The 19930-nt window shown below is 63.9% G+C and carries 14 protein-coding genes; 4 read left to right on the top strand and 10 right to left on the bottom strand.

What is annotated here, in order from left to right:
• Positions 1-3 precede the first annotated feature (3 nt).
• The 4 genes from H3Z74_RS02820 to H3Z74_RS02805 form a co-directional block, all read right to left on the bottom strand.
• Complete coding sequence (locus H3Z74_RS02820; protein ID WP_229726843.1) at positions 4-744, bottom strand: fimbrial biogenesis chaperone; 741 nt, start codon at positions 742-744, stop codon at positions 4-6.
• Positions 745-754: 10 nt separating this feature from the next.
• Positions 755-1264: a Csu type fimbrial protein gene (locus tag H3Z74_RS02815; RefSeq protein WP_187762498.1), complete on the bottom strand. Its 510-nt coding sequence runs from the start codon at positions 1262-1264 to the stop codon at positions 755-757.
• Positions 1265-1576: 312 nt separating this feature from the next.
• Positions 1577-1903 carry a hypothetical protein gene (locus H3Z74_RS02810; protein WP_187762497.1) on the bottom strand — a complete coding sequence of 109 codons (327 nt, stop codon included), beginning with the start codon at positions 1901-1903 and terminating at the stop codon, positions 1577-1579.
• A gap of 117 nt (positions 1904-2020) precedes the next feature.
• Positions 2021-2401: a DUF2147 domain-containing protein gene (locus H3Z74_RS02805; protein WP_187762496.1), complete on the bottom strand. Its 381-nt coding sequence runs from the start codon at positions 2399-2401 to the stop codon at positions 2021-2023.
• A 103-nt stretch (positions 2402-2504) separates the two neighbouring features.
• Between H3Z74_RS02805 and H3Z74_RS02800 the strand changes: the two genes are divergently transcribed.
• Entirely contained in the window at positions 2505-3374 is an 870-nt protein-coding gene (locus tag H3Z74_RS02800; RefSeq protein ID WP_187762495.1) for an S-methyl-5'-thioadenosine phosphorylase, read from the top strand.
• Positions 3375-3503: 129 nt separating this feature from the next.
• Complete coding sequence (locus tag H3Z74_RS02795) at positions 3504-4811, top strand: Nramp family divalent metal transporter (RefSeq protein WP_229726842.1); 1308 nt, start codon at positions 3504-3506, stop codon at positions 4809-4811.
• A gap of 31 nt (positions 4812-4842) precedes the next feature.
• Here H3Z74_RS02795 and H3Z74_RS02790 read toward each other — a convergent pair whose 3' ends face one another.
• The 3 genes from H3Z74_RS02790 to H3Z74_RS02780 all read right to left on the bottom strand — a co-directional run bounded on the left by H3Z74_RS02790 (position 4843) and on the right by H3Z74_RS02780 (position 11855).
• Positions 4843-6327, bottom strand: coding sequence for an amidohydrolase (locus tag H3Z74_RS02790; RefSeq protein WP_229726841.1), 1485 nt, complete (start codon positions 6325-6327; stop codon positions 4843-4845).
• Positions 6328-6702: 375 nt separating this feature from the next.
• A complete protein-coding gene (gene ggt / locus H3Z74_RS02785) occupies positions 6703-8433 on the bottom strand; it encodes a gamma-glutamyltransferase (RefSeq protein ID WP_187764133.1) in 1731 nt (576 codons plus the stop codon).
• Positions 8434-8453: 20 nt separating this feature from the next.
• Positions 8454-11855 (bottom strand): TonB-dependent receptor, encoded by a 3402-nt coding sequence (locus H3Z74_RS02780; protein ID WP_229726840.1) that lies wholly within the window; start codon positions 11853-11855, stop codon positions 8454-8456.
• A gap of 180 nt (positions 11856-12035) precedes the next feature.
• Here H3Z74_RS02780 and H3Z74_RS02775 point away from each other — a divergent pair, with 180 nt between their 5' ends.
• Positions 12036-12557: an RNA polymerase sigma factor gene (locus H3Z74_RS02775; protein WP_229726839.1), complete on the top strand. Its 522-nt coding sequence runs from the start codon at positions 12036-12038 to the stop codon at positions 12555-12557.
• Positions 12554-13510: a FecR family protein gene (locus H3Z74_RS02770; RefSeq protein WP_187762492.1), complete on the top strand. Its 957-nt coding sequence runs from the start codon at positions 12554-12556 to the stop codon at positions 13508-13510. Before H3Z74_RS02775 ends, H3Z74_RS02770 begins: the two co-directional genes overlap by 4 nt.
• A 405-nt stretch (positions 13511-13915) precedes the next feature.
• On the opposite strand, the gene H3Z74_RS02765 is transcribed toward H3Z74_RS02770, so the two are convergent.
• Genes H3Z74_RS02765 through H3Z74_RS02755 form a run of 3 tightly spaced genes read right to left on the bottom strand, consistent with a single transcriptional unit; the run spans position 13916 to position 19747 of the window.
• A complete protein-coding gene (locus H3Z74_RS02765; protein WP_187762491.1) occupies positions 13916-15352 on the bottom strand; it encodes an efflux transporter outer membrane subunit in 1437 nt (478 codons plus the stop codon).
• The gene (locus tag H3Z74_RS02760) at positions 15349-18537 is read right to left on the bottom strand and encodes an efflux RND transporter permease subunit (protein WP_187762490.1); all 3189 of its coding nucleotides are present in this window, start codon (positions 18535-18537) and stop codon (positions 15349-15351) included. The genes H3Z74_RS02765 and H3Z74_RS02760 overlap by 4 nt, the downstream gene beginning before the upstream one ends.
• 4 nt (positions 18538-18541) lie before the next feature.
• On the bottom strand, positions 18542-19747 hold the full coding sequence (locus H3Z74_RS02755) for an efflux RND transporter periplasmic adaptor subunit (RefSeq protein ID WP_187762489.1): 1206 nt from the start codon (positions 19745-19747) through the stop codon (positions 18542-18544).
• Positions 19748-19930: the final 183 nt, after the last annotated feature.

Here is a 19930-nt window from a genome sequence, read left to right as displayed (position 1 = left end):
CTCCTAAGGACGGCGGGCTTCACGCGGCCCCGCCTCGCTGACGAGATCGGCCGACAGGTTCGCCTGATCCGTCACCGCGTTCAATTTAAGCGCCTCTCCGACGCGAACCGGCGCGTCAATGTCGAGCTGGATCTGCTGCGACGCGCCAGGCAGCAGATAGACCGACATGTCGTCGGCGCCCAGTTTCGTGCCATCGCGGCGCGCCAGCGCAAGGCGGTTGATCTGGACATGGGCGGTGCCCTGATTGCTGATCGCGAGCGTCATCTTCCGCGGTCCCGTTGCCCAGGCCTGCCAGGTGAGGCGACCAAGCGCATGGGGGGCTGGCACGAAGATCGGAACGCTGATCCGCAACAGGGTGCGCACCTCGCCCGGCCGGGTCGGGCGCGACCCCGGCACCTCCTCGAGGAAGACGCGGTAGCTTTTCTCGATCGTGCCGGGCGTGGTCCGCAGCCCGAAGCGCGCAATCTGTTCACCCTGAGCAGCGATTTCGAACAGCCCGGGATTGGCCAGCACGTCACGCGTTTCCTCGAACACGTCCTTGCCTCCCGCTTGGCGCCAGGCGAACACGCGCACCTGGATACGCGCGGAATCCCCGCTGCTGTTCTGAATCCGCATCGTCTGTACCGGCTCTTTCGGGCTCAGCACGATACGGACCGGATAGATCCGGAGCGAAACCGCATGCGCCGCCATCACCAGCAAAAACATGCCGGCGACAGCAACGCCTGCGCGCATCGTGGCGCGCATCATCCCGGCCTTAGTAGTTGACGGTGACGGTGATGGTGTCGGTGTAACTGCCGGCAGGCACATTCTGACTGGCGGGCAGGCGACCGTAGACGGTCAGGGTGGTCGGCAGGATCGGCGCCGTGGTTGCCAGCGGCGTATCGGTGCCCGGCGTATTGCCCCAGTTGTTGGTGCGTGCCGCTTCCTGGTAAAGCGCATAGCCCAGCGTGTTCGCGCCGTTCGTCATGCGTCGCGTCGTGACGGTGGCGCCGCTCGCCGTACCCGCGTTGAGGCCGACCGTGAAGGATGTGCCGACAGTACAGAGCACGGAAAGCGTCGTCGTCGCATCGACCGGGGATGTCGCCGTCGGATCGTAATTCCCGAACGGAAGCGGATTTGCGGTGACGACACATGCCTTGAGCACGGTAGCGGTCACCGGAAATGTGGTGGTGGTGGTGGCCGCCTGTGCGGCTGGCGCGATCAACACGCCGGCGCTGGCGACAACGACCCAGCAAGCGCTGAGAAAATTGGTACGCTTGGTCATACAGAACCTTTCGAATACGCTACAGCTGCGGACAATACACGCACGCAATCTTCCGAGTGAATTAAACACTCACAACAAACCCCACTCGAAAAATCAAGCGTTGGTCACATTAAATCAAATTCACATAAGTTAATTTATGCCCGATATGGACATACTATCACAGCTCGCGCGCCTAGACAACGGATAATATTAACGAAGACTCTCAAGAACTTTGCCAAAGTCATAACGCAAGCGTTACGACATATGATATCGAGCAATTGTTCTATACTGATACTTATATTTTTACCGACCATGCAGGAAAGATAGTCGTCGTCAGAATATGATCTTAACGACCTCAACTACCCCATCGTCGGCGATATCTTGGGGCTCGGAGGAGCTGCCTCGCTGCGCATCGGCCCGGGGAGAGGCTTTCGCCAAATCATCCAGGACAACGAATGTTTGCGTCGATGAAACACAGTCGATGGATATGGATTTGGTGTCGGATGGTTGGCGTTTTTTTACCGGCGTCACCGAAATGGCGCAGGGCGAAACGACGGTCGCGCCAACAACGAGATCATTCTGCGCCGCAATCGCAGGCGCAGGAAGCGTCGAACCGAGAGCCGCGATTGCCGTATGAAACAGGATCTTTTGTGCGGCCAAGACGCCCTCCATCATACCGTAGAAACGGTAATGACGGCCAATCCTTAAGCGATGATTGTCGGGCTTTTCGGCACCTCAGCAAGGCTGCGGGCCAGGAACTCGTCCCGGTCGATCCGATCAGCCCGCAGGCTTCCAGGTCTGCGTCTTGCAAATGATGAAGAAGCACCCCTTCACGCGCAGCGTACCGTCCGGGTTGCGGCTGATGACCGACGAATAGGTATTACCATATTGCGGGTCATACAAATGACCGCGCCATACATCATCGTCTGCCTTCATGCTCAGGAAGATCGGCAGGCCGACCAGCGGGCGAGTACGCAGCTTCGGGTTGGAATTGCGTTCGTCCATCGTCTTGCCGGCATCGGATTTCGGCAGCAGCTTGACGATATGGCCGCATACCGCACCCCCGCACGGGGTGATCTCTACCACCGCCTTCTGGTTCTGCGTGACCCAGCGGCCAAGCACCGGCTCGGCCGCTTGCGCCGTGACAGGGAAAAGCATCAGGGTGGAAAGAAATACGGGGAAGAATGCGGCGAAACGCATGTTATGACTCCAGGGAATGGCAGGTCGAGCACCGCGACGGCGCGGTACTGAGGAATGACGAATGAATGATGACTGGACGATCGGAATCATCGGCGGATCGGGCCTTTACGCAATCGACGCGTTGGAAAATGCCGAATGGCGGCGTGTCGAAACTCCCTGGGGCGAGCCATCGGACGAATTGCTGTTCGGATCGATCGGCGGAGTCAAGCTGGTGTTCCTGCCGCGTCACGGAAGGGGCCACCGGATCGCGCCGTCCGAATTGAACGCGCGCGCCAACATCGATGCGCTCAAACGCGCCGGCTGCACCGACATCCTCGCCATCTCCTCGATCGGGTCGCTGCGCGAGGAATTGCCACCGGGCAATTTCGTGGTGGTTGATCAGTTCATCGACCGCACCGTCGCGCGCGTGTCGAGCTTTTTCGGCACCGGCATGGTCGCGCATGTCTCGATGGCCGAACCGGTCTGCCCGCGCTTGTCGGCCTTTGCCGCCGAAGCGGTGAACGCGGCTGGCGGTACGGTCGCCAAGGGGGCGACCTATCTCGCCATGGAGGGCCCGCAATTCTCCAGCCGCGCGGAAAGCCTGCTCTACCGGCAATGGGGCGCCGATGTGATCGGCATGACCGCGATGCCCGAGGCCAAGCTCGCACGTGAGGCGGAGCTGCCTTACGCGTTGATCGGGATGGTCACCGATTATGACTGCTGGCGGGAGGAGGAACATCATGTGGAGGTCAGCGAAGTAATCGCACAGATGGGCGCAAATGGGGCCATCGCGCGGCAGGCTGTGGCCGCATTCATTGCAGCGCTGCCGGAGAGACGAACGCCCTCACCGCTCGATACCGTCCTCGACGCCGCGCTGATCACTGCACCCGAGGTGCGCGATCCGGCGCTGCTGGCAAAGCTCGATGCGGTGATGGGACGGGTGCTGAGATAGGTTTTCGCTCCCCACAGGCATAGGGAAGGCAAAGGGACGAATGCCGTGATGCCTGTTGACGCCCAGCCTCGCATCGGTGAGTGAAAGATTATGTCGCCGCCTCCCTCCGTGTCCGGAACCGCCCAAGGCATGACCGGCGAGACGCGCACGCCGTCGCTGTCGGAAAGCTATCGCACGATCGCCGTGCCGCTCGGCGCGGGGCGCTTCTGGGGCAAGCTCGGTGCCTTTGCCGGGCCGGGCTATCTTGTCGCGGTCGGCTATATGGACCCGGGAAATTGGGCGACCGATCTCGCCGGCGGATCGGCGTTCGGCTACACCCTGCTCTCGGTCATCCTGCTGTCGAACCTGATGGCGATGGTGCTGCAGTCGCTCTCGGCCAAGCTCGGCATCGTCGCCGGACTCGATCTCGCCCAAGCATGTCGAGCGCATTATGGCCGCACGGTCAACTTCGCGCTCTGGCTGCTGTGCGAGCTGGCGATCATCGCCTGCGACCTGGCCGAGGTGCTCGGCACGGCGATCGCCTTGCAATTGCTTTTCGGCCTGCCGCTTGTCGCGGGCGTATGCCTGACCGCGTTCGACGTACTGGTGATCCTGTCGCTGCAGCGCTTCGGCTTCCGCAAGCTCGAGGCATTCATCGTCACGCTGCTGATCGTGATCGCCGGCTGCTTCGCCTATGAACTGGCGATCGCACAGCCGAGCGTCGCCGCGATCATGGGCGGGCTGATCCCGACCACCGAGATCGTCACCAATCCGGCAATGCTCTATATCGCGATCGGCATCCTCGGCGCGACGGTCATGCCGCACAATCTCTATCTCCACTCGTCGATCGTGCAGACGCGCAAATTCGGCCAGGACGAGGCCGGCAAGCGCGATGCAGTGCGTCACGCGACGCTCGACAGCACCATCGCACTTGGCCTTGCGCTGTTCATCAATGCCTCGATCCTGATCCTCGCGGCAGCGGCGTTCCACACCACCGGCCAGACCGAGGTCGCGGATATCGACCAGGCTTACAAGCTGCTCTCGCCGACACTCGGTGCAGGGGCAGCAAGCGTTGTGTTCGCGGTCGCATTGCTCGCATCCGGGCAGAATTCGACCGTCACCGGCACGCTTGCCGGGCAGATCGTGATGGAGGGCTTCCTCAATCTGAAGCTCAAGGTCTGGATCCGGCGCATGGTGACACGGATGCTGGCGATCATCCCGGCAGTGATCGTGGTCGGAATCGCCGGCAATTCGGGCGCGACGCAATTGCTGGTGCTGAGCCAGGTGGTGTTGAGCCTGCAGCTGCCGTTCGCGATCGTGCCCCTGGTGCGCTTCACCAACAGCCGGGAGACGATGGGCGGCTTCGCCAATCCGCTATGGCTGAAGCTCACCGCCTGGGGGATCGCAGCGGTGGTGATCGGGTTGAACACGACGCTGCTGATCGGCTTCTTCTTCTAGGACTTCCCCCGGGGACGCCAGCCTCGCCCGATCACTCCGATCCGCCGGTCGCCTTGCGGTAATCGAGCGCCGGCTTGCGGTCGCCGAGCATCGCTTCGTAGCGGAAGCTCGGGCCACGTGCCTTGACCAGTTCCGCCTTGGCCTCGGCCAGCGTCTGCGGGCTCAGGAACAGGTCGGCGGCGGTCAGCGCGATCGTCTTTGCGGCGACCACGCCACCCTTGGCGCCGATGCTCATCCCCGATGCGGCGACCGCCTGCCAGCTATGCGCCGGTGTGCCCGGCACCCAGGTCGCAGTGCCGAGACCGATGGTCGGCGCGGTCCAGCTGATGTCCGACACATCGGTCGATCCGCCCATATCGCCACTCCAGATCGGATCGATCGTTGCGACCGAATCCAGCGGCTTTTGTGTCGGCAGGGTCTTCTGGATCGCGGTCGCCCATTGCAGTTCCTCCGGCGTCCAGCTCTCGCCGCCCACGCTCGTCAGGTTGCGCTGCATCACGGCCGCCAGCGTGTTGCTCGCCAGCATCGAATAGACGCCGCCGGTCGCCTCGAACTCGACCGTGGTGCCGGTCGCGATCGCAGCGCCCTCGGCCGCCTTCTGCACCCGCGCCATCACCGATTTGACGATCGCCGGATCGGTGTTGCGGACATAATAATAGCTTTCGGCGAAATCGGGCACGACGTTCGGCGCCTGGCCGCCATTGGTGACGATGTAATGGATACGCGTCGACATCGGAATGTGTTCACGCAGGTAATTGACCGCGACGTTCATCACCTCGACCCCGTCGAGCGCGGACCGCCCCTTGTCGGGTGCGGCCGACGCATGCGCGGCGAGGCCATGGAAGCGGAACTTGCCCGAGATGTTCGCCTGGCTCTTGCCCACCGCGACGCCGTTCTGGTCGCCGGGATGCCAGTGCAGCACCGCATCGACATCGTCGAACAGCCCGGCGCGGACCATATAGACCTTGCCCGAACCGCCCTCTTCCGCCGGCGTACCATAGACGCGGAGCTCACCCTGAATCTTGTTGGCGACCATCCAGTCCTTGATCGCCATCGCCGCAGTGACCGATGCGGCCCCGAAGATATTATGGCCGCAGCCATGCCCGGCGACTTTGCCGGCGATCGGCGCGCGCGCGGAGGTCGCTTCCTGCGCCAGGCCGGGCAGTGCGTCGAATTCGGCCAGCACCGCGATCACCGGCCCGGTGCCGTTCTTGAAGCTGGCGACGAAGGCTGTCGGCATGCCGGCCACGCCCGCCGTCACGGTAAAGCCGGCTTTCTTGAGGTCGGCCTGCAACAGCCCGGAGCTCTTGGTTTCCTGAAAGCCGACTTCGGCATAATCCCAGATCTTCTTCGCGGTCGCCGCCAGCGCCGGGGCGCGGCCATCGACATTGGCGAGAATCGCGCCGCGCTGCACCTCGGTCACGCCCTGGGCATGCGCGGCGCCGGAAAAGGTGAGCGCCGTTGCGGCGAGAAGCAGGCTGCGGATCATCATCTCTTCCTTCTTTTCGAATGCCATTCTCAGGGTCGTTGCCGCCCTACACCAAGCCATATCGATGCGGGTCGCTTTCCCTGCTGACCGCTGCTATTTTCAAAAAAACATCACCCCTGTTAAGTTGGATTTCGGGTTATTGATTCCTGTTTATATTCAGCATCTTACTTTTCCTCACCGCTGTTATGGAAACAGCAGGTAACAGCGGTGACCCGACCCCTGTTATTGCCAGAACAGCGGTCGCAAACTGGAACGATATTCAGCACGGCAACGAGTGGTGCAAGATGCCCGGCAATGCGCACGTCCGGCACCACCATGCCGTACATCGCGCAACGACTGAATCGACGGCCGAGCGGATGCCGGGCAACAGAACCAAAACACCACAACCAGTGCACATCGGTGTCAGCGAACCCCCACCGCCAGCGCATCGGGGCGACGTGTGTCGGCCGACCCGAGAAAGCGGTCGCCGTCGACCATGATCGATTGCACGCTGCCCATCGTATTCGACATGCGCACCTTGTGCCCCTTCGCCTCAAGCAACCCGACCAGATCAGGCGAGAAGCCCTGTTCGAGTTCAAGCGGCGCATCGGCATCGCCCTGGTTGATGCGCGGACGCTCAGCCGCCTCGGCCACGTTGAGATCGAAGTCCATCACATTGGACAGCATCTGCACCATCGTCGCGATGATATAGCCGCCGCCCGGCGTGCCGGTGACCAGCCATGGCTTGTCGTCCTGGAAGACGATGATCGGCGTGATCGTTGAACCGACACGCTTGCCCGCTACCGGCAGGGTCGCGCGACGCTGGCCATCGGTCCCGCGCCCCCAGGCAAGATTGCCGAGCGAATTGTTGAGCAGGATGCCGGTGCCCGGCGCCACGACATGCGCGCCATAGGATGCCGACAATGTGTAGGTATTGCTGACCGCCCCGCCCTGCGCATCGACGATCGAGAAATGCGTCGTGTCCTTGCTTTCGAACGGATAGGGATTGCCCTCCGGCACATCGGTGCGGCCAAGCGAGCGGTCGGTGCGAATCAGCTTTGCGCGCTCGGCCGCATAGGCCTTGCTCGCCAGCCCCGAGGTCGGCGTCCGCCAGTCGGGCCCGCCACCGATCAGGCGGCGGTCGGACGATACGATCTTCAGCGTCTCGGCGAGCAGATGGAGGTTGGCGGTGCTGCCCCATTTTCCTTCGCGCACCGGGAAAGTCTCGAGGATGTTCATCGCCTCGGCAACGCTCACCCCGGAGGCGGTCGGCGGCATATAGGCGACCTTGCGACCGCGATAGCTCGACCAGATCGGCGCCGAGACGATCGGGCGATAGTCGGCGAGATCCCTGGCGTCGATCACGCCGCTGCCGGCCTTGATCCCGGCGGCAAGTTTCGCCGCGAGCGGTCCGGCATAAAAGCCATCACGCCCCTTGGCGGCGATCGTCTTGAGCGTATTCGCCAGGTCGGGCTGGCGCCATGTCTCTCCCGGCGCATAGGCGCTGCCGTCCGGCTTGAAATAGACCGCCAGCGCGGCGGGATCGTCGGCCATCGCCTTTTTCTGGTCGGCATTGGCCTGCGCCTCGTCATCGCTCAGCGCGACGCCCTTGGCCGCCATGGCGATCGCCGGCGCGACCAGCGTTCCCCAGGGCAAGCTGCCGAAGCGCCGATGCGCTTCCCATAACCCGGCGACGGTACCCGGAATGGCGACGCCCTTCATCGAATAGCCCTTGGCCGGATCGAACTTGCCATTGGCACCGAGCAGCAGGTCGGGCGTCGTGTTGCGCGAGGCCTGGCCGTAATAGTCGATCGCCAGGTCAACCGCCGGCTTTCCGCCCTTGGCCGGCATGTGCACCAGCATATAGCCGCCGCCGCCGATATTGCCCGCGCGCGGCAACACCACCGCCAGCGCAAAGCCGACCGCGACCGCCGCGTCGACCGCATTGCCGCCCTTGCGCAGGATATCGGCGCCAACCCGCGCGGCGACCGCGTTCTGGCTCACCACCATACCGCCCCGGCCGATCGCCGGTTTATGGATCTGGTCATAGGCGACGATGTCGCCGCCGGTCGTAGCGCGCGGCGCCGCGGGATCTTCCTGCGCCGACGCCATGACCGGTGTACCGGCCAGCGAAAGCAGGGCGGCGAATGCCATGACGCGACCGATGCGAGACATCAGAATGACGCCCGCACGCTGGCGTACCAGTAACGCCCATAAGGATTGTACATCGAACCGAGATAGCCGTTCGAGGACAAAGGCGGCTTTTCGTTGGTCAGGTTCCTGACGCCGAACCGGAGCCGGTAATTGCCCTCGCGCTCGGTGCCGACCGAGACCTGGGCATAGGCGTTGAAGGTCATCTGATCCTCAATCAGCCACGGAATGCCGGCGGAATCGACCAACGCGGTTTCATCCACGTCACTGGTATATTGCGTATAGCCGCCGAGTTCGAACTGCTTGTAGCTCCATGTCGCGGTGCCGGTAACCTTCCAGCGCGGCTTGCCATTCTGGCGGACCAGGTCACCGCCGCCGCTGATCGTCGTGCCAGCATTGATCGTCCCCGCCGCCCGCGCATCGATCAAGGTCTGGATATTGGGCGACGGCTTGAGGAAGAATTTGCTGAGATGCGCGGCATTGGCGGTGAAGTTGAACCGGCCGATGCCGAAATCCGGCAGCCGCCAGGTCAGACCAAGATCAAAGCCGGCCGCTTCCTGCGGCAGCAGATTGACGTATTGATCCTTGACGAAGAGCACGCGGCCCGCAGGTGCAAGGCCCGATCCCGCGAACAAGGCGATATCGTCGGCGGTCGGCGTGGCGCGGATGACGTTGGGATCCGAACTGCCTTTCGCACGCAACAGATAATCGTTGATCAACGCATTGCCCTCCCCGAACAGGCCGACAATGCCCTTCTGGTTCACGTGCCAATAATCGGCCGTGAAGGTGATCTTGCCGATCGCGCTGTCGAGAAAATAGGGTTGCAGGACGATGCCCGCCGACCAGGTGTTCGACGTTTCGGGCTTCAGATCGGGATTGCCCGAACGCTGCGCGGAGGTCGCGAAGCGTTGGGACGTGGCGCAGCGGGCATCGGTGAAACTCGTGATCGTCCCGCTTTTCAACAGCGCCTCGCAACGGAGCCAATCGGTTCGCGTGTTGGACCGCGTGACCACGGTCGCGTTGATCTGTTCAAGGTTCGGCGCCTTGAAGCCCTGAGCATAAGAACCGCGCAGCCGCAGGCCACGGAACACATCCCAGGCGCCGGCGATCTTTGGCTTCGCCACGCTGCCGACATCGTCATAATGTTCGAACCGGCCAGCGATCTGCAGTTCGAGCTTGCGGACCAGCGGGATATTCATCTCCGGGCTGACCACCGGCACCGCGAGTTCGACATAAGCGGCGGCCACGGTACGGCGCCCGCTGGTATCGGGCGAGGGGCTGGTGCCGATCAGATCGGAGCCGTTCACGACGCCGTTCACCGCATCCTTGAACGTGATTGTCCCGTCGAGACGCGGATCGCGATCGTCGCGCTGTGTTTCACGGCGAACTTCGCCGCCGATCGCCAGGCCGACATCGCCGCCAGGCAAGCTGAACAAGGAGGCATTGGACCCTTTCAGGTCGATCATCGCCAGCGTCGAGGTACTGACGCGCTGCGTCTTGACCCGAATTGCATCGATCGCCGCGCGGCTGCTCGGCGTTGCATCGGCGCCGCTCAGGTCGAGCAGGTTGCCGCCGTTGAACGGGTTATAGGCATCGGGGGTCGACAGAGCGAGCTGGCGCTGCAGCGCTGTCTGGCTGATACCATCGGAGGTGTCGCGGACGCGTGCCTGCGAATAGAGCGCTGCGCTTTCCCATTGAAAGCCAAGAAAATTCCAGCGCAGCCCGCCGAGCAGGCGATATTGCGTGTTCTTCACATCGACGATGTTGGGTCCGACATCGGCGAAATTATAGCTGCTGAGGATAACCGGCAGCCCGCCGGCTGGCGCGTTGATGCCAGGCAGGCGGTTGGGATTGGCCTGGCCATTGGCGAAGGTCACCGGGCCAAACGGATTCCAGTAATTCGACGCGGGGATCACCAGCGGCCCCGAACTCAGCGTGCCGGTCGAGGCCTGCACGCTGCGTGTCTTCGCCGTGTAATATCCGGCCTCACCGAAAAATTCGAGACCGTCGGTCAGTTCATAATGGCCGGTCAGGAAAAAATTCGCGCGCTTCAATGACGGTATCACGCTGGTGTTGAAGGCATGAGGCGCATCGAAGCCAAGGTTGCGATCGCCCGCCGCGCTATTGGCGCCGTCGTCGATGCAAATGCCGCCAGGCAGGCCAGTCGTCGTGTTCGTGGCACAGCCGGCATTGGTCAGCGGCTGGACGTGGAACTGGCCCGATGCGTTGGTCAGATTGGTGGCGCCCTGCCTGACGACGACATTGCCCAAGGTCTGGAACGAGCCCCAGGGCGTGATCGTGCTACGTCCGTCGGTCGCGGTGGAAAAGCGGGTATCGGCGAATAGCGGGTTGAGATTGGCCGAAGCGGTATAGTCCTGATCGCGTGCACCAAGCGAGGTTCGGCGATCATAGCTTGCGAACAAGGTTATGTTGCCACGGTCGCCGAGATTCTTCCCCGCCAACAAGTTGAGATTGCTCTCGGCGAGATTGGTGCCCTCCGCCCATCCGGTCTGTCCCTCGATCTGGACACCGGTGAAATTGGTCTTGAGTACGGTGTTGACCACGCCGGCAACGGCGTCGGAACCGTAAATCGCTGCCGCGCCGTCACGCAACACCTCGAGCCGCTCGAGCCCGAACACCGGGATCGCGTTGGTGTTGTAGGTCTGCACCGGAACGAGATTGTCGTCGGCGCGGCTGGTTGGATGAGCGACGACGCGGCGACCGTTGAGCAGAGTCAGCGTATTGCCGACACCCAGATTGCGCAGATTGACCGAACCGACATCGCCGCGCGCCGAGTTGGAGCTGTTGGGCAGATAGCTCGAATTGAAGCTGACATCGCCCATTTGCGGGATCGAACGGAACAGCTCATCACCCGAAACGGCGCCAGTGGCGCGAATCTGCTGCTCATCGACCACCGTGACAGGCAGCGCCTCGGTGACCTTGCTGCCCTTGATCTGGGTGCCGACGACGACGATGTCGCCCTGCTCCTGCTGATCATTGCCATCCACGGCATTCTCGGCCTGGGTGGTGCTGGATGTGTCGGAACCGGCCTGGCCGTCGGTGGCCTGGGGTGCGGATTGCGTGAGCGCAGCCGGCCGGACCTTCGCCCCGGCCTTGGCCAGCGCAATCACCCGGACGCTGCGCGCGCCGGTGAAGCGATAGGTATAGCCCGTCTTCGACAGCAATGTGTCGAGCAGCTGGCGCGCGGTATAAGAACCGGACACGCGCGCGACGCGGATTCCGGCGATACCCGGGTCGGTGAAGACTAGCTGCATGCCGGTCTGGCGTGCGACCTGGAACAAGGCCGTGTCGAGCGATCCGGCCGGCAAGTCGATGCTGTGGCGCACATCCGCAGCGGCCTGCGCGGTGGCCGGCATGGCGATCATGATTGCGGTCGTGGCGAATAACAGATGGCGTGTGTTCATCGGCGGGCCCCCTTCACTCGTTGCCCGGCCCTCCCCAGAGCCGATATTTCAATGACGCCAAAATGGATCAATGCGAACCAGGGCTGTAATTTTTTTATCGCCGGCCCGAATCTGGTTCGCCTTTGCCCCTGCGGCGCGTCATGGCAATGAGTACCGGGCGTGGATGGGGGACACAAAGAGTTGCGCAGAGCGGCAAATAGCGACGCAGGCCTAGCGACGGGCGAAGGCTTCGATGCCTATCGCGCGGCGCTTCGCGCGTTCGTCGCCCGCCGCGTCGCCAATCCCGCCGAAGTCGAGGACCTGGTGCAGGAAGCATGCGCGCGGCTGATCGCCCGGGCACGCACGCAGACGCTTGACGAGCCACAGGCCTATCTCTTCCGCATCGCCGCCAATCTGATCGCCGACCGCCACCGGCGCACGATCTCGACCGCGCCGCTGCTCGACGAACATGACATGCCGGTCCGGCCTGCGCAGGAGGATGGGCGGCGTGTCGCCGATCTGCAGGCTGCGCTGGAGGCGGCACTCGACGAGTTGGGCTCGCGATGCCGCGCAGTATTCGTGATGCGTCGCTTCGACGAACGCAGCACAAGCGAGATTGCGCGCGAACTGGGCATCAGTTCACGCATGGTGCAGAAGCATCTGACTCATGCTGTCGCGCATCTCTATGCCCGGCTCGGCCATTTGATGGAGCGCGGGCAATGAGCGACCGCGACCTGGGACACCGCGCCGAGGCGGTATTCGATGCGCTGCTGTCCGGGCGCAGCGACAATCTGCATCCGGCCGACCGGCAGGAAGCCGCGGCCTTCTGGGACTGGCTGGGCGACTTCGAGCGCCCGGTCGAGGCTCCGCCGGTACCGTCGATGTGGCAGACATGGCCGGCGCGAGCCGCCGCACTGGCAGCGGTGATGCTCGCGATCATCGGCGGCATCACCTGGTTCGTTCATCCCGCGACGGAACGCGATTTCGCGCAGCATTATGCGACGGGCCATGCCGAACGCAGGCTGATCCGGCTGGCGGACGGTTCGACGGTCACGCTCGCGGCCGACAGCCGCGTCGCCATCAGCTATACGCCGAGCGAGCGCCGGTTGAGACTGGCCAGCGGCGAGGCGCTGTTCAAGGTCGCGCACAACGCCGCGCGACCGTTCATCGTCGAGACGCCGCATGGCGAAGTGAGAGCGGTCGGCACCGCGTTCGACGTTGCGGTGGCGGCACGCGAGGCCGAGGTCACGGTGGTCGAGGGCGTGATCCGCATCGCGCTGCGCGACGGCGCACGGGGCGTGCGCGCGAGCGAGCCGATCGAGAAGCTCGCGCGCAAGGGGGAGCGGCTGGCGTTCGGGATTACCGCGCGCGATGGCGGCAGCGTCGGCTTCATCCGCCAGGCGACGGATCTCGACGCCGAGAGCGCCACCGCCTGGACCCGTGGCCAACTGGTCTTTCGCGGCGAGCCGCTGCGCGATGTCATTGCGAAGATCAATCTTTATGCGCGCGACCGCGTGGTGCTGACCGATCCAAAGGCGGGATCGATGCCGGTCTTCGGCGTGGTCGACCAAGGCGATACCGCCACGATCCGCGACCTGATTGCCGAACCCGATGCGATTGCGATTGAGCCGCTGCCGAGCCCCGCAGCGTCTGCGCCGAGGACGGCGGAACGCTGAGGCAGCCCTAGTCGGGATCGACATTCAGTTTTGTAGAGAATTCATCGTCCGCCTCTGCCGCCACTCCGGCTTGTTCGGCGCTTAACCCCTTCGACCAGGGGATCGGCATAATCGAGAGTGATCGCCCCTTCCTTGTGCTCCCGCGAAGGCGGGAGTCCAGACTGGGTCCCCGCCTTCGCGGGGACACAAGCTTCCTTGTCTTAAAGGGAGGTACCGACTTGTTCCGGGGTGACGAAATATTTCGAAAAGCGAACTCTCCAAACCTGAATGTCGATCCGCTCTAGCCAAGTTGATCCCCGCCCGTTCGGGCTGAGCTTGTCGAAGCCCAAGCGCAGCGGATGCCCTTCGACAGACTCAGGGCAAACGGTAGGGCCTGATTCCACTGAACCTGAGCAATGCTCGAAATCACGGCTCGCGCCGCGTGACCTCCGGCGCGGCTTCCCAGCCGCCGCCAAGCGCCTTGAACAGGCTGATCTGTGCATCCGCAACCGCTGCGTCCGACTGGGCACGGGCCGCCCGCGCATTGGCCCGGTCGCGTTCGGCATCGATCAGCAGCAGGAAACTGTCGGCACCATAGTCGAAGCGCAGTTTCGACAGCTTCGCCGCCTCCCCGCTCGCCTGTTCTGCACGGACCAGTGCGGCATTGGTGTCGAGCGCGCCAGCATAGCGCGCAAGTGCCTGTTCGACTTCCTTCAACGCGGTCAGCACCGAGCCGTCGAAGCGTGCGAGCGATCCGTCCGACACCGCCCTGGCCTGGCGCAGCCTGGCGCGCGCGATCGTCTGGTTGGGGAAGTTCCACGAGATGAGCGGCCCGAGCGAATAGGAAAAGCCCGATCCCTTGAACACGTTGCCCGGCTTGGTCCCACCAAAGCCAATGCTGCCGAGAAGCTGGATCGAGGGATAGAGATCGGCGGTCGCGACCCCGACCCGTGCGGTATCGGCGGCGAGCGTGCGCTCCGCCGCGCGGATATCGGGCCGGCGCGCAAGCAAGGCATTGCCGTCGCCCACCGGCAGGATCGCACGAACGCGCGGTGAGCTGGTGCAGCGATCGGCATCACCATCGATCTCGGCGGGCGGACGACCGGTGAGCGTCGCCAGCGCATAGAGCGACGCGCGGCGCTCGGCCTCGAAGCCTGGAATCTGCGCCTGGGTCTGGGCGAGCAGCACATCGGCGCGCTCGACATCGCGGCGCGTGCCGCGCCCGGCGTCGAACAAACGCCTGGTGAGGTCGAGCGTCTGCTGCTGCAGCCCGACCGTCTCCTGCGCCACGGCACGCTGCGCGGCATTGCCGCATGCGGTCGCATAGGCGCGCGCGGTTTCCGCCGCGATCGACACGCGCGCCGCATCGAGCTGCGCCGCCGCTGCATCGCGGTCGCCCTGCGCCGCCTGGATCGCGCGAGTCACACCGCCGAAAAGGTCGATCTCATAAGAGGCATCGAAGCCGACCGAATAATAATCGGTTTCGAACGCCGTCCGCGTCGGGCTTTGCCCCGCCGCCGTGCGGCTGCGCGTGGCAGACGCGCTGATGTCGGTCGACGGCAGCCGCGCGCCGCGCTGTTCCGACAATGCCGCCCGCGCCCGCGCCAGGTTGGCCGCGGCAACGCGAATATCGGTGTTGTGGACAAGCGCGTCGGTGATCAACCGGTCGAGGATCGGGTCGTCATAAAGCTTCCACCAATCATCGGGCAGCGTGGTTGCGGCAACCGCACTGCTCCGCCCCGTTTCACTGAAACCGCCCGCCGCCCCGGCCGATGTGGCCGGGCGCTCATAATTGGGCCCCACCGTGCAGGCCGCCAGCACCAGGGTCGATGCCAGCGCCGGGAGCGACGCAAGCGCCTTCATGCCGCGCCTCCTTCCGGCACCGGTGCCGGTTCCATTTCCGGTTTCGGCGTGCGACGCACCTTGGTGCTGACCCAGTCGCCGAACTTGCGGCTGATGACATAGAAGCTCGGCGTGAAGAGCAGGCCGAATGTCGTCACACCGATCATGCCGAAGAACACCGCCACACCCAGTGCCTGGCGCATCTCGGCACCCGGCCCGGTGCCGATCACCAGCGGCAGCACGCCGAGGATGAAGGCGATCGAGGTCATCACGATCGGGCGCAGGCGTTGTTCGGCGGCATGTTCGGCCGCCTTGTGCATCTCCATCCCCGCTTCCTCATTCTGGCGCGCGAATTCGACGATCAGGATCGCATTCTTCGCCGCCAGCCCGATCAGCACGACCAGCCCGATCTGAGTCAGGATGTTGTTGTCGCCGCCGAAGATATTCACCCCGACGATCGCCGCGAGCAGGCACATCGGCACGATCAGGATCACGGCGAGCGGCAGAACCAGGCTTTCGTAATTCGCCGCAAGCAGCAGGAAGACGAACAGCACGGCGAGCCCGAACACCAATGCGCCGGTATTGCCGGCCTGTTGCTGTTCATAAGCCAGTTCCGTCCATTCGAACGACATGCCCTTGGGCAAGGTCTGCGACGCCAGCGTCGCCATGGTGGTGAGCGACTGGCCGGACGAGAAGCCGGGCACGGTATCGCCCTGCAGTTCCGCCGATGGATAGAGATTGTAGCGCACCACGCGGTACGGCCCGCTGTCGTTCTTCAAGGTGAGTACCGCATCGAGCGGCACCATATTACCGGCCGCCGAACGCGTCTTGAGATGCCCGACATCGGAAATCTGATCGCGGTACGGCGCATCCGCCTGCGCCGTCACACGGAAGGTGCGGCCGATGAAATTGAAGTCGTTGATATAGGTCGAACCGAGATAGGTGCCGAGCGTGCGGAACACGCTGTCCACCGGCACACCAAGCTGTTCGGCGCGTTCGCGATCGATATCGGCATAGAGCCGGGGCGTGCGCGTGTTGAAGGTGGTGAAGGCGCTCGTGATGCCCTGGGCCTGGTTGGCCTTCATCATCATCGCGAACGCCGCACCCTCCAGCGCCTTGTAGCCCTGATTGTTGCGATCCTCGATCAGCATCTTCCAGCCGCCGCCGGTACCGATTCCGCGCACCGGCGGCGGCGGGATGACCAGGATGTTGCCGCCGGTGAGCGGGCCGAATGCCTTGCGCAGTTCACCGGCGATCATGTTCGCGTTCTTGCGGTCGGCATGCGGCTTCAGCGGAATGAACATCGCGCCCGCATTCGGCGCGGTCGAGAAGGTCGCACCGTCCAGCCCGGCAAAGGCGACGGTCGCCTGAGTCGCCCGGTTGGCGCGGGCGATTTCCCCCGCCTTGTTCATGATCTCGGTCGTGCGCTGCAGCGAGGATCCTGGCGGAAGCTGAATCACTGCGATCAGATAGCCCTGGTCCTGTGCCGGGATGAAGCCGGTCGGCGTCGCAGTGAAGCGCCAGCCGGCCAGCCCGATCAGGCAGGCATAGACGATGCCGACCAGCACCAGCGAGCGGACTGCGCGGGCGGTGAACTTGCCGAATCTTTCGCCGAGCCTGTTGAAGCCACGATTGAAGCCGCGTGAGAAGCGCGCCGGATAACCGAGCCAGCCCGGTCGCGGTTCGCTCTCATGCTTGGGCTTCAGGATCATCGCGGCGAGCGCCGGCGACAAGGTCAGCGACACGAACGCGGAGATCACCGCCGCCGAGACGATGGTCAGCGCGAACTGCTGATAGAATTGCCCTGAAATGCCGGGGATGAAGCTGGTCGGGATGAATACGCCGCACAGCACCAGCGAAATCGCGATCAGCGCACCCGACACCTCGTCCATCGTCTCATGCGCGGCCTCGCGCGGGGAGAGACCCTTTTCCTCCATCAACCGCTCGATATTCTCGACCACCACGATCGCGTCGTCGACGACAATCCCGACCGCCAGCACCATGCCGAACAGCGAGAGGTTGTTGAGGGAGAAGCCGAACACGGCGAGCATCGCCAGCGACCCGACCAGGGCGACCGGTACCGCGATCAGCGGGATGATCGTCGCGCGCCAGCTCTGCAGGAACAGCAGCACGACCAGCGCGACCAGGATGATCGCCTCGATCAACGTGTGGTACACGGCCTCGATCGACGCTTCGATATATTCGGTCGGGTTGTAGGGAATCGAATAGGTCATTCCCGCCGGGAAGGATTTGCTTGCCTCGGCGATTTCCTTCTTGACCGCTTCCGCCGTAGTCAGGGCATTCGATCCCGGCAGCTGGGTGATGCCGAGCGCGGTGGTCGCCTTGCCGCTCAACTGGGCGTTGATGCCGTAATCCTGCGCGCCGAGTTCGAGCCGCGCGACATCGCGCAGGCGTGTCAGCCGGCCCTGATCGTCGCGCTTGACGATGATCTCGCCGAACTGGTCGGTAGTGGTCAGCCGGCCCTCGGTCTGGATACCGAGCTGGAACGCGGTGCCGCCCTGGTTAAAGGGCGGCTGGCCGACCGATCCGACCGCGACCTGCGCGTTCTGCGCACGGATCGAGGCGATGATTTCATCGACGGTCAGGTTGCGCGACGATGCCCGGTCGGGATCGACCCACACGCGCATATTGTAGTCGCGACCACCGAACGAGCGCACGCCCCCAATGCCCTGAATGCGCGACAACCGGTCGATCAGCTGAGTCGTGGCATAGTTGGAGATATATTGCTGCGACAGCGATCCGTCCGGCGAGGTCAGCGCGATGACCATCAGGATGTCCGGTGAATTCTTGCGCACCGTCACGCCGATCTGGCGCACTTCCTCGGGCAGGCGCGGCTCGGCGGTCGAGACGCGGTTCTGCACCAGCACCTGCGCCTGGTCGACATCGACGCCCTGTTTGAAGGTGACGGTGATGGCGATCGCCCCGTCGCCGGTCGAAGAGGAGGACATGTAGATCATGTCCTCCACGCCGTTGATCGATTCCTCGAGCGGCGCGGCGACGGTTTCGGCCAACGTCTCGGCGGTCGCACCGGGATAATTCGCGCTGACCACCACGGTCGGCGGCGCGATCTCGGGATATTGCGCGACCGGCAGGCCAGGATAGGCGACGATCCCGAACACGACGATCAGGATCGACATGACGGCGGCGAAGATTGGCCGCTCGATGAAGAAATGGGGGAATTTCACGGGATCAGCGCGCCGTGGCTTCGGACGGCGGCGGGGCCGTGTCCGGCTGCGACGTCGGCGATGTGTTGGCGGCACGCGGCTGCATCTTGATCAGATGCGCCTTGACCGGCGCCCCGGGTTGCAGGGTGGTCAGCCCCTCGATCACGACCTGATCGGTGGCGGCCAGCCCTTTCTTGATCACGCGCAGTCCTTCGACCTGCGGCCCGGTCTCGACCGGGCGCGGCGTCGCCTTGCCGTCCTTGCCGACGACATAGACGAGCTTGCGAGTCTGATCGGTGCTGATCGCCTCGTCCGGCACCAGCATCGCCTTGTACGTGCCCGACCCGAGCAGCCGTGCCCGGCCGAACATGCCGGGGGTCAGGAAGCCGTCGGGATTGGCGATCACCGCATGGGCGCGGATCGTGCCGGAATTCTGATCGATCGCATTGTCGAGGAAATCCATATGGCCACGCCAGCGATAGCCGCTTTCATCGGCGAGTTGCACCTCGACCGGATTGGGCGTGTTGCGCGAAGAACCACGTTCGCCGCTACGGTCCTGGCGCAGATATTTGAGATAGAAGCTTTCCGCGCCTTCGAACGAGAACCAGATCGGGTTGGTCGATACGACGCGCGTCAGGACGGTCTGCCCCTCAGTCGCGAAATTGCCGCTCGACACACGACGGTCGGACACGCGGCCCGAGATCGGAGAGCGCACCGTGGTGAAACCGAGATTGAGCTGCGCGTTGCTGACCGAGGCCTGCGCCGCGGCAAGGTCTGCGCCCGATGTCCGTACCGCCGCCTGCTTGGTTTCGAATTCTTCCTTGGAGATCGCCTGCACATCGAGCAGTTTCTGCGCCCGCGCCAGTTCCGACCGCGCATTGGCAAGCGACGCCGCGGCCTTGGCCGATGCCGCCTGCGCCTGGCCCAGTGCGGCGCGATAGGGACGCGGATCGATGGTGAAGAGCGCCTGACCCTGGCCGACATTCTGCCCGTCGGTGAACAGCACGCGGTCGATCGTGCCTGACACGCGCGGGCGCAATTCGACGTCCTGGATCGCCTCGAACCGGCCGACATATTCGTCCCAGTCGACCACGTCGCGCTGCAGCGGTACCGCGACCGTCACTTGCGCCACCGGCGGTCCGGGGGGCGGCTTTGCGCCCGAGCAAGCGGCAATCAGCAACAGTGCAAGGCCGCTTGCCATGCCACGCAACCAGTTCTGGTTATCGATCATCGCTGCTCGTTCCCCCTGCCCTGTCGTTCAGGTCCCGGCTCCCGGAATGACGGCCGGCGTCTGCGCGCCCTTGCTCGGTCTCATTCCGGCGCGAATGGTGCGGCTGCCGCGAATGCTTTGCAAGTAGAGTATGGAACCAAAACGATAAGTACCGGAAACAAAGCAGAATTATTTGCTGCAATG

This window comes from Sphingomonas alpina, assembly GCF_014490665.1.
Classification (GTDB): domain Bacteria; phylum Pseudomonadota; class Alphaproteobacteria; order Sphingomonadales; family Sphingomonadaceae; genus Sphingomonas; species Sphingomonas alpina.
Note: the sequence above shows the minus strand (reverse complement) of the source record. Positions and strands in the feature narration are given on the sequence as shown.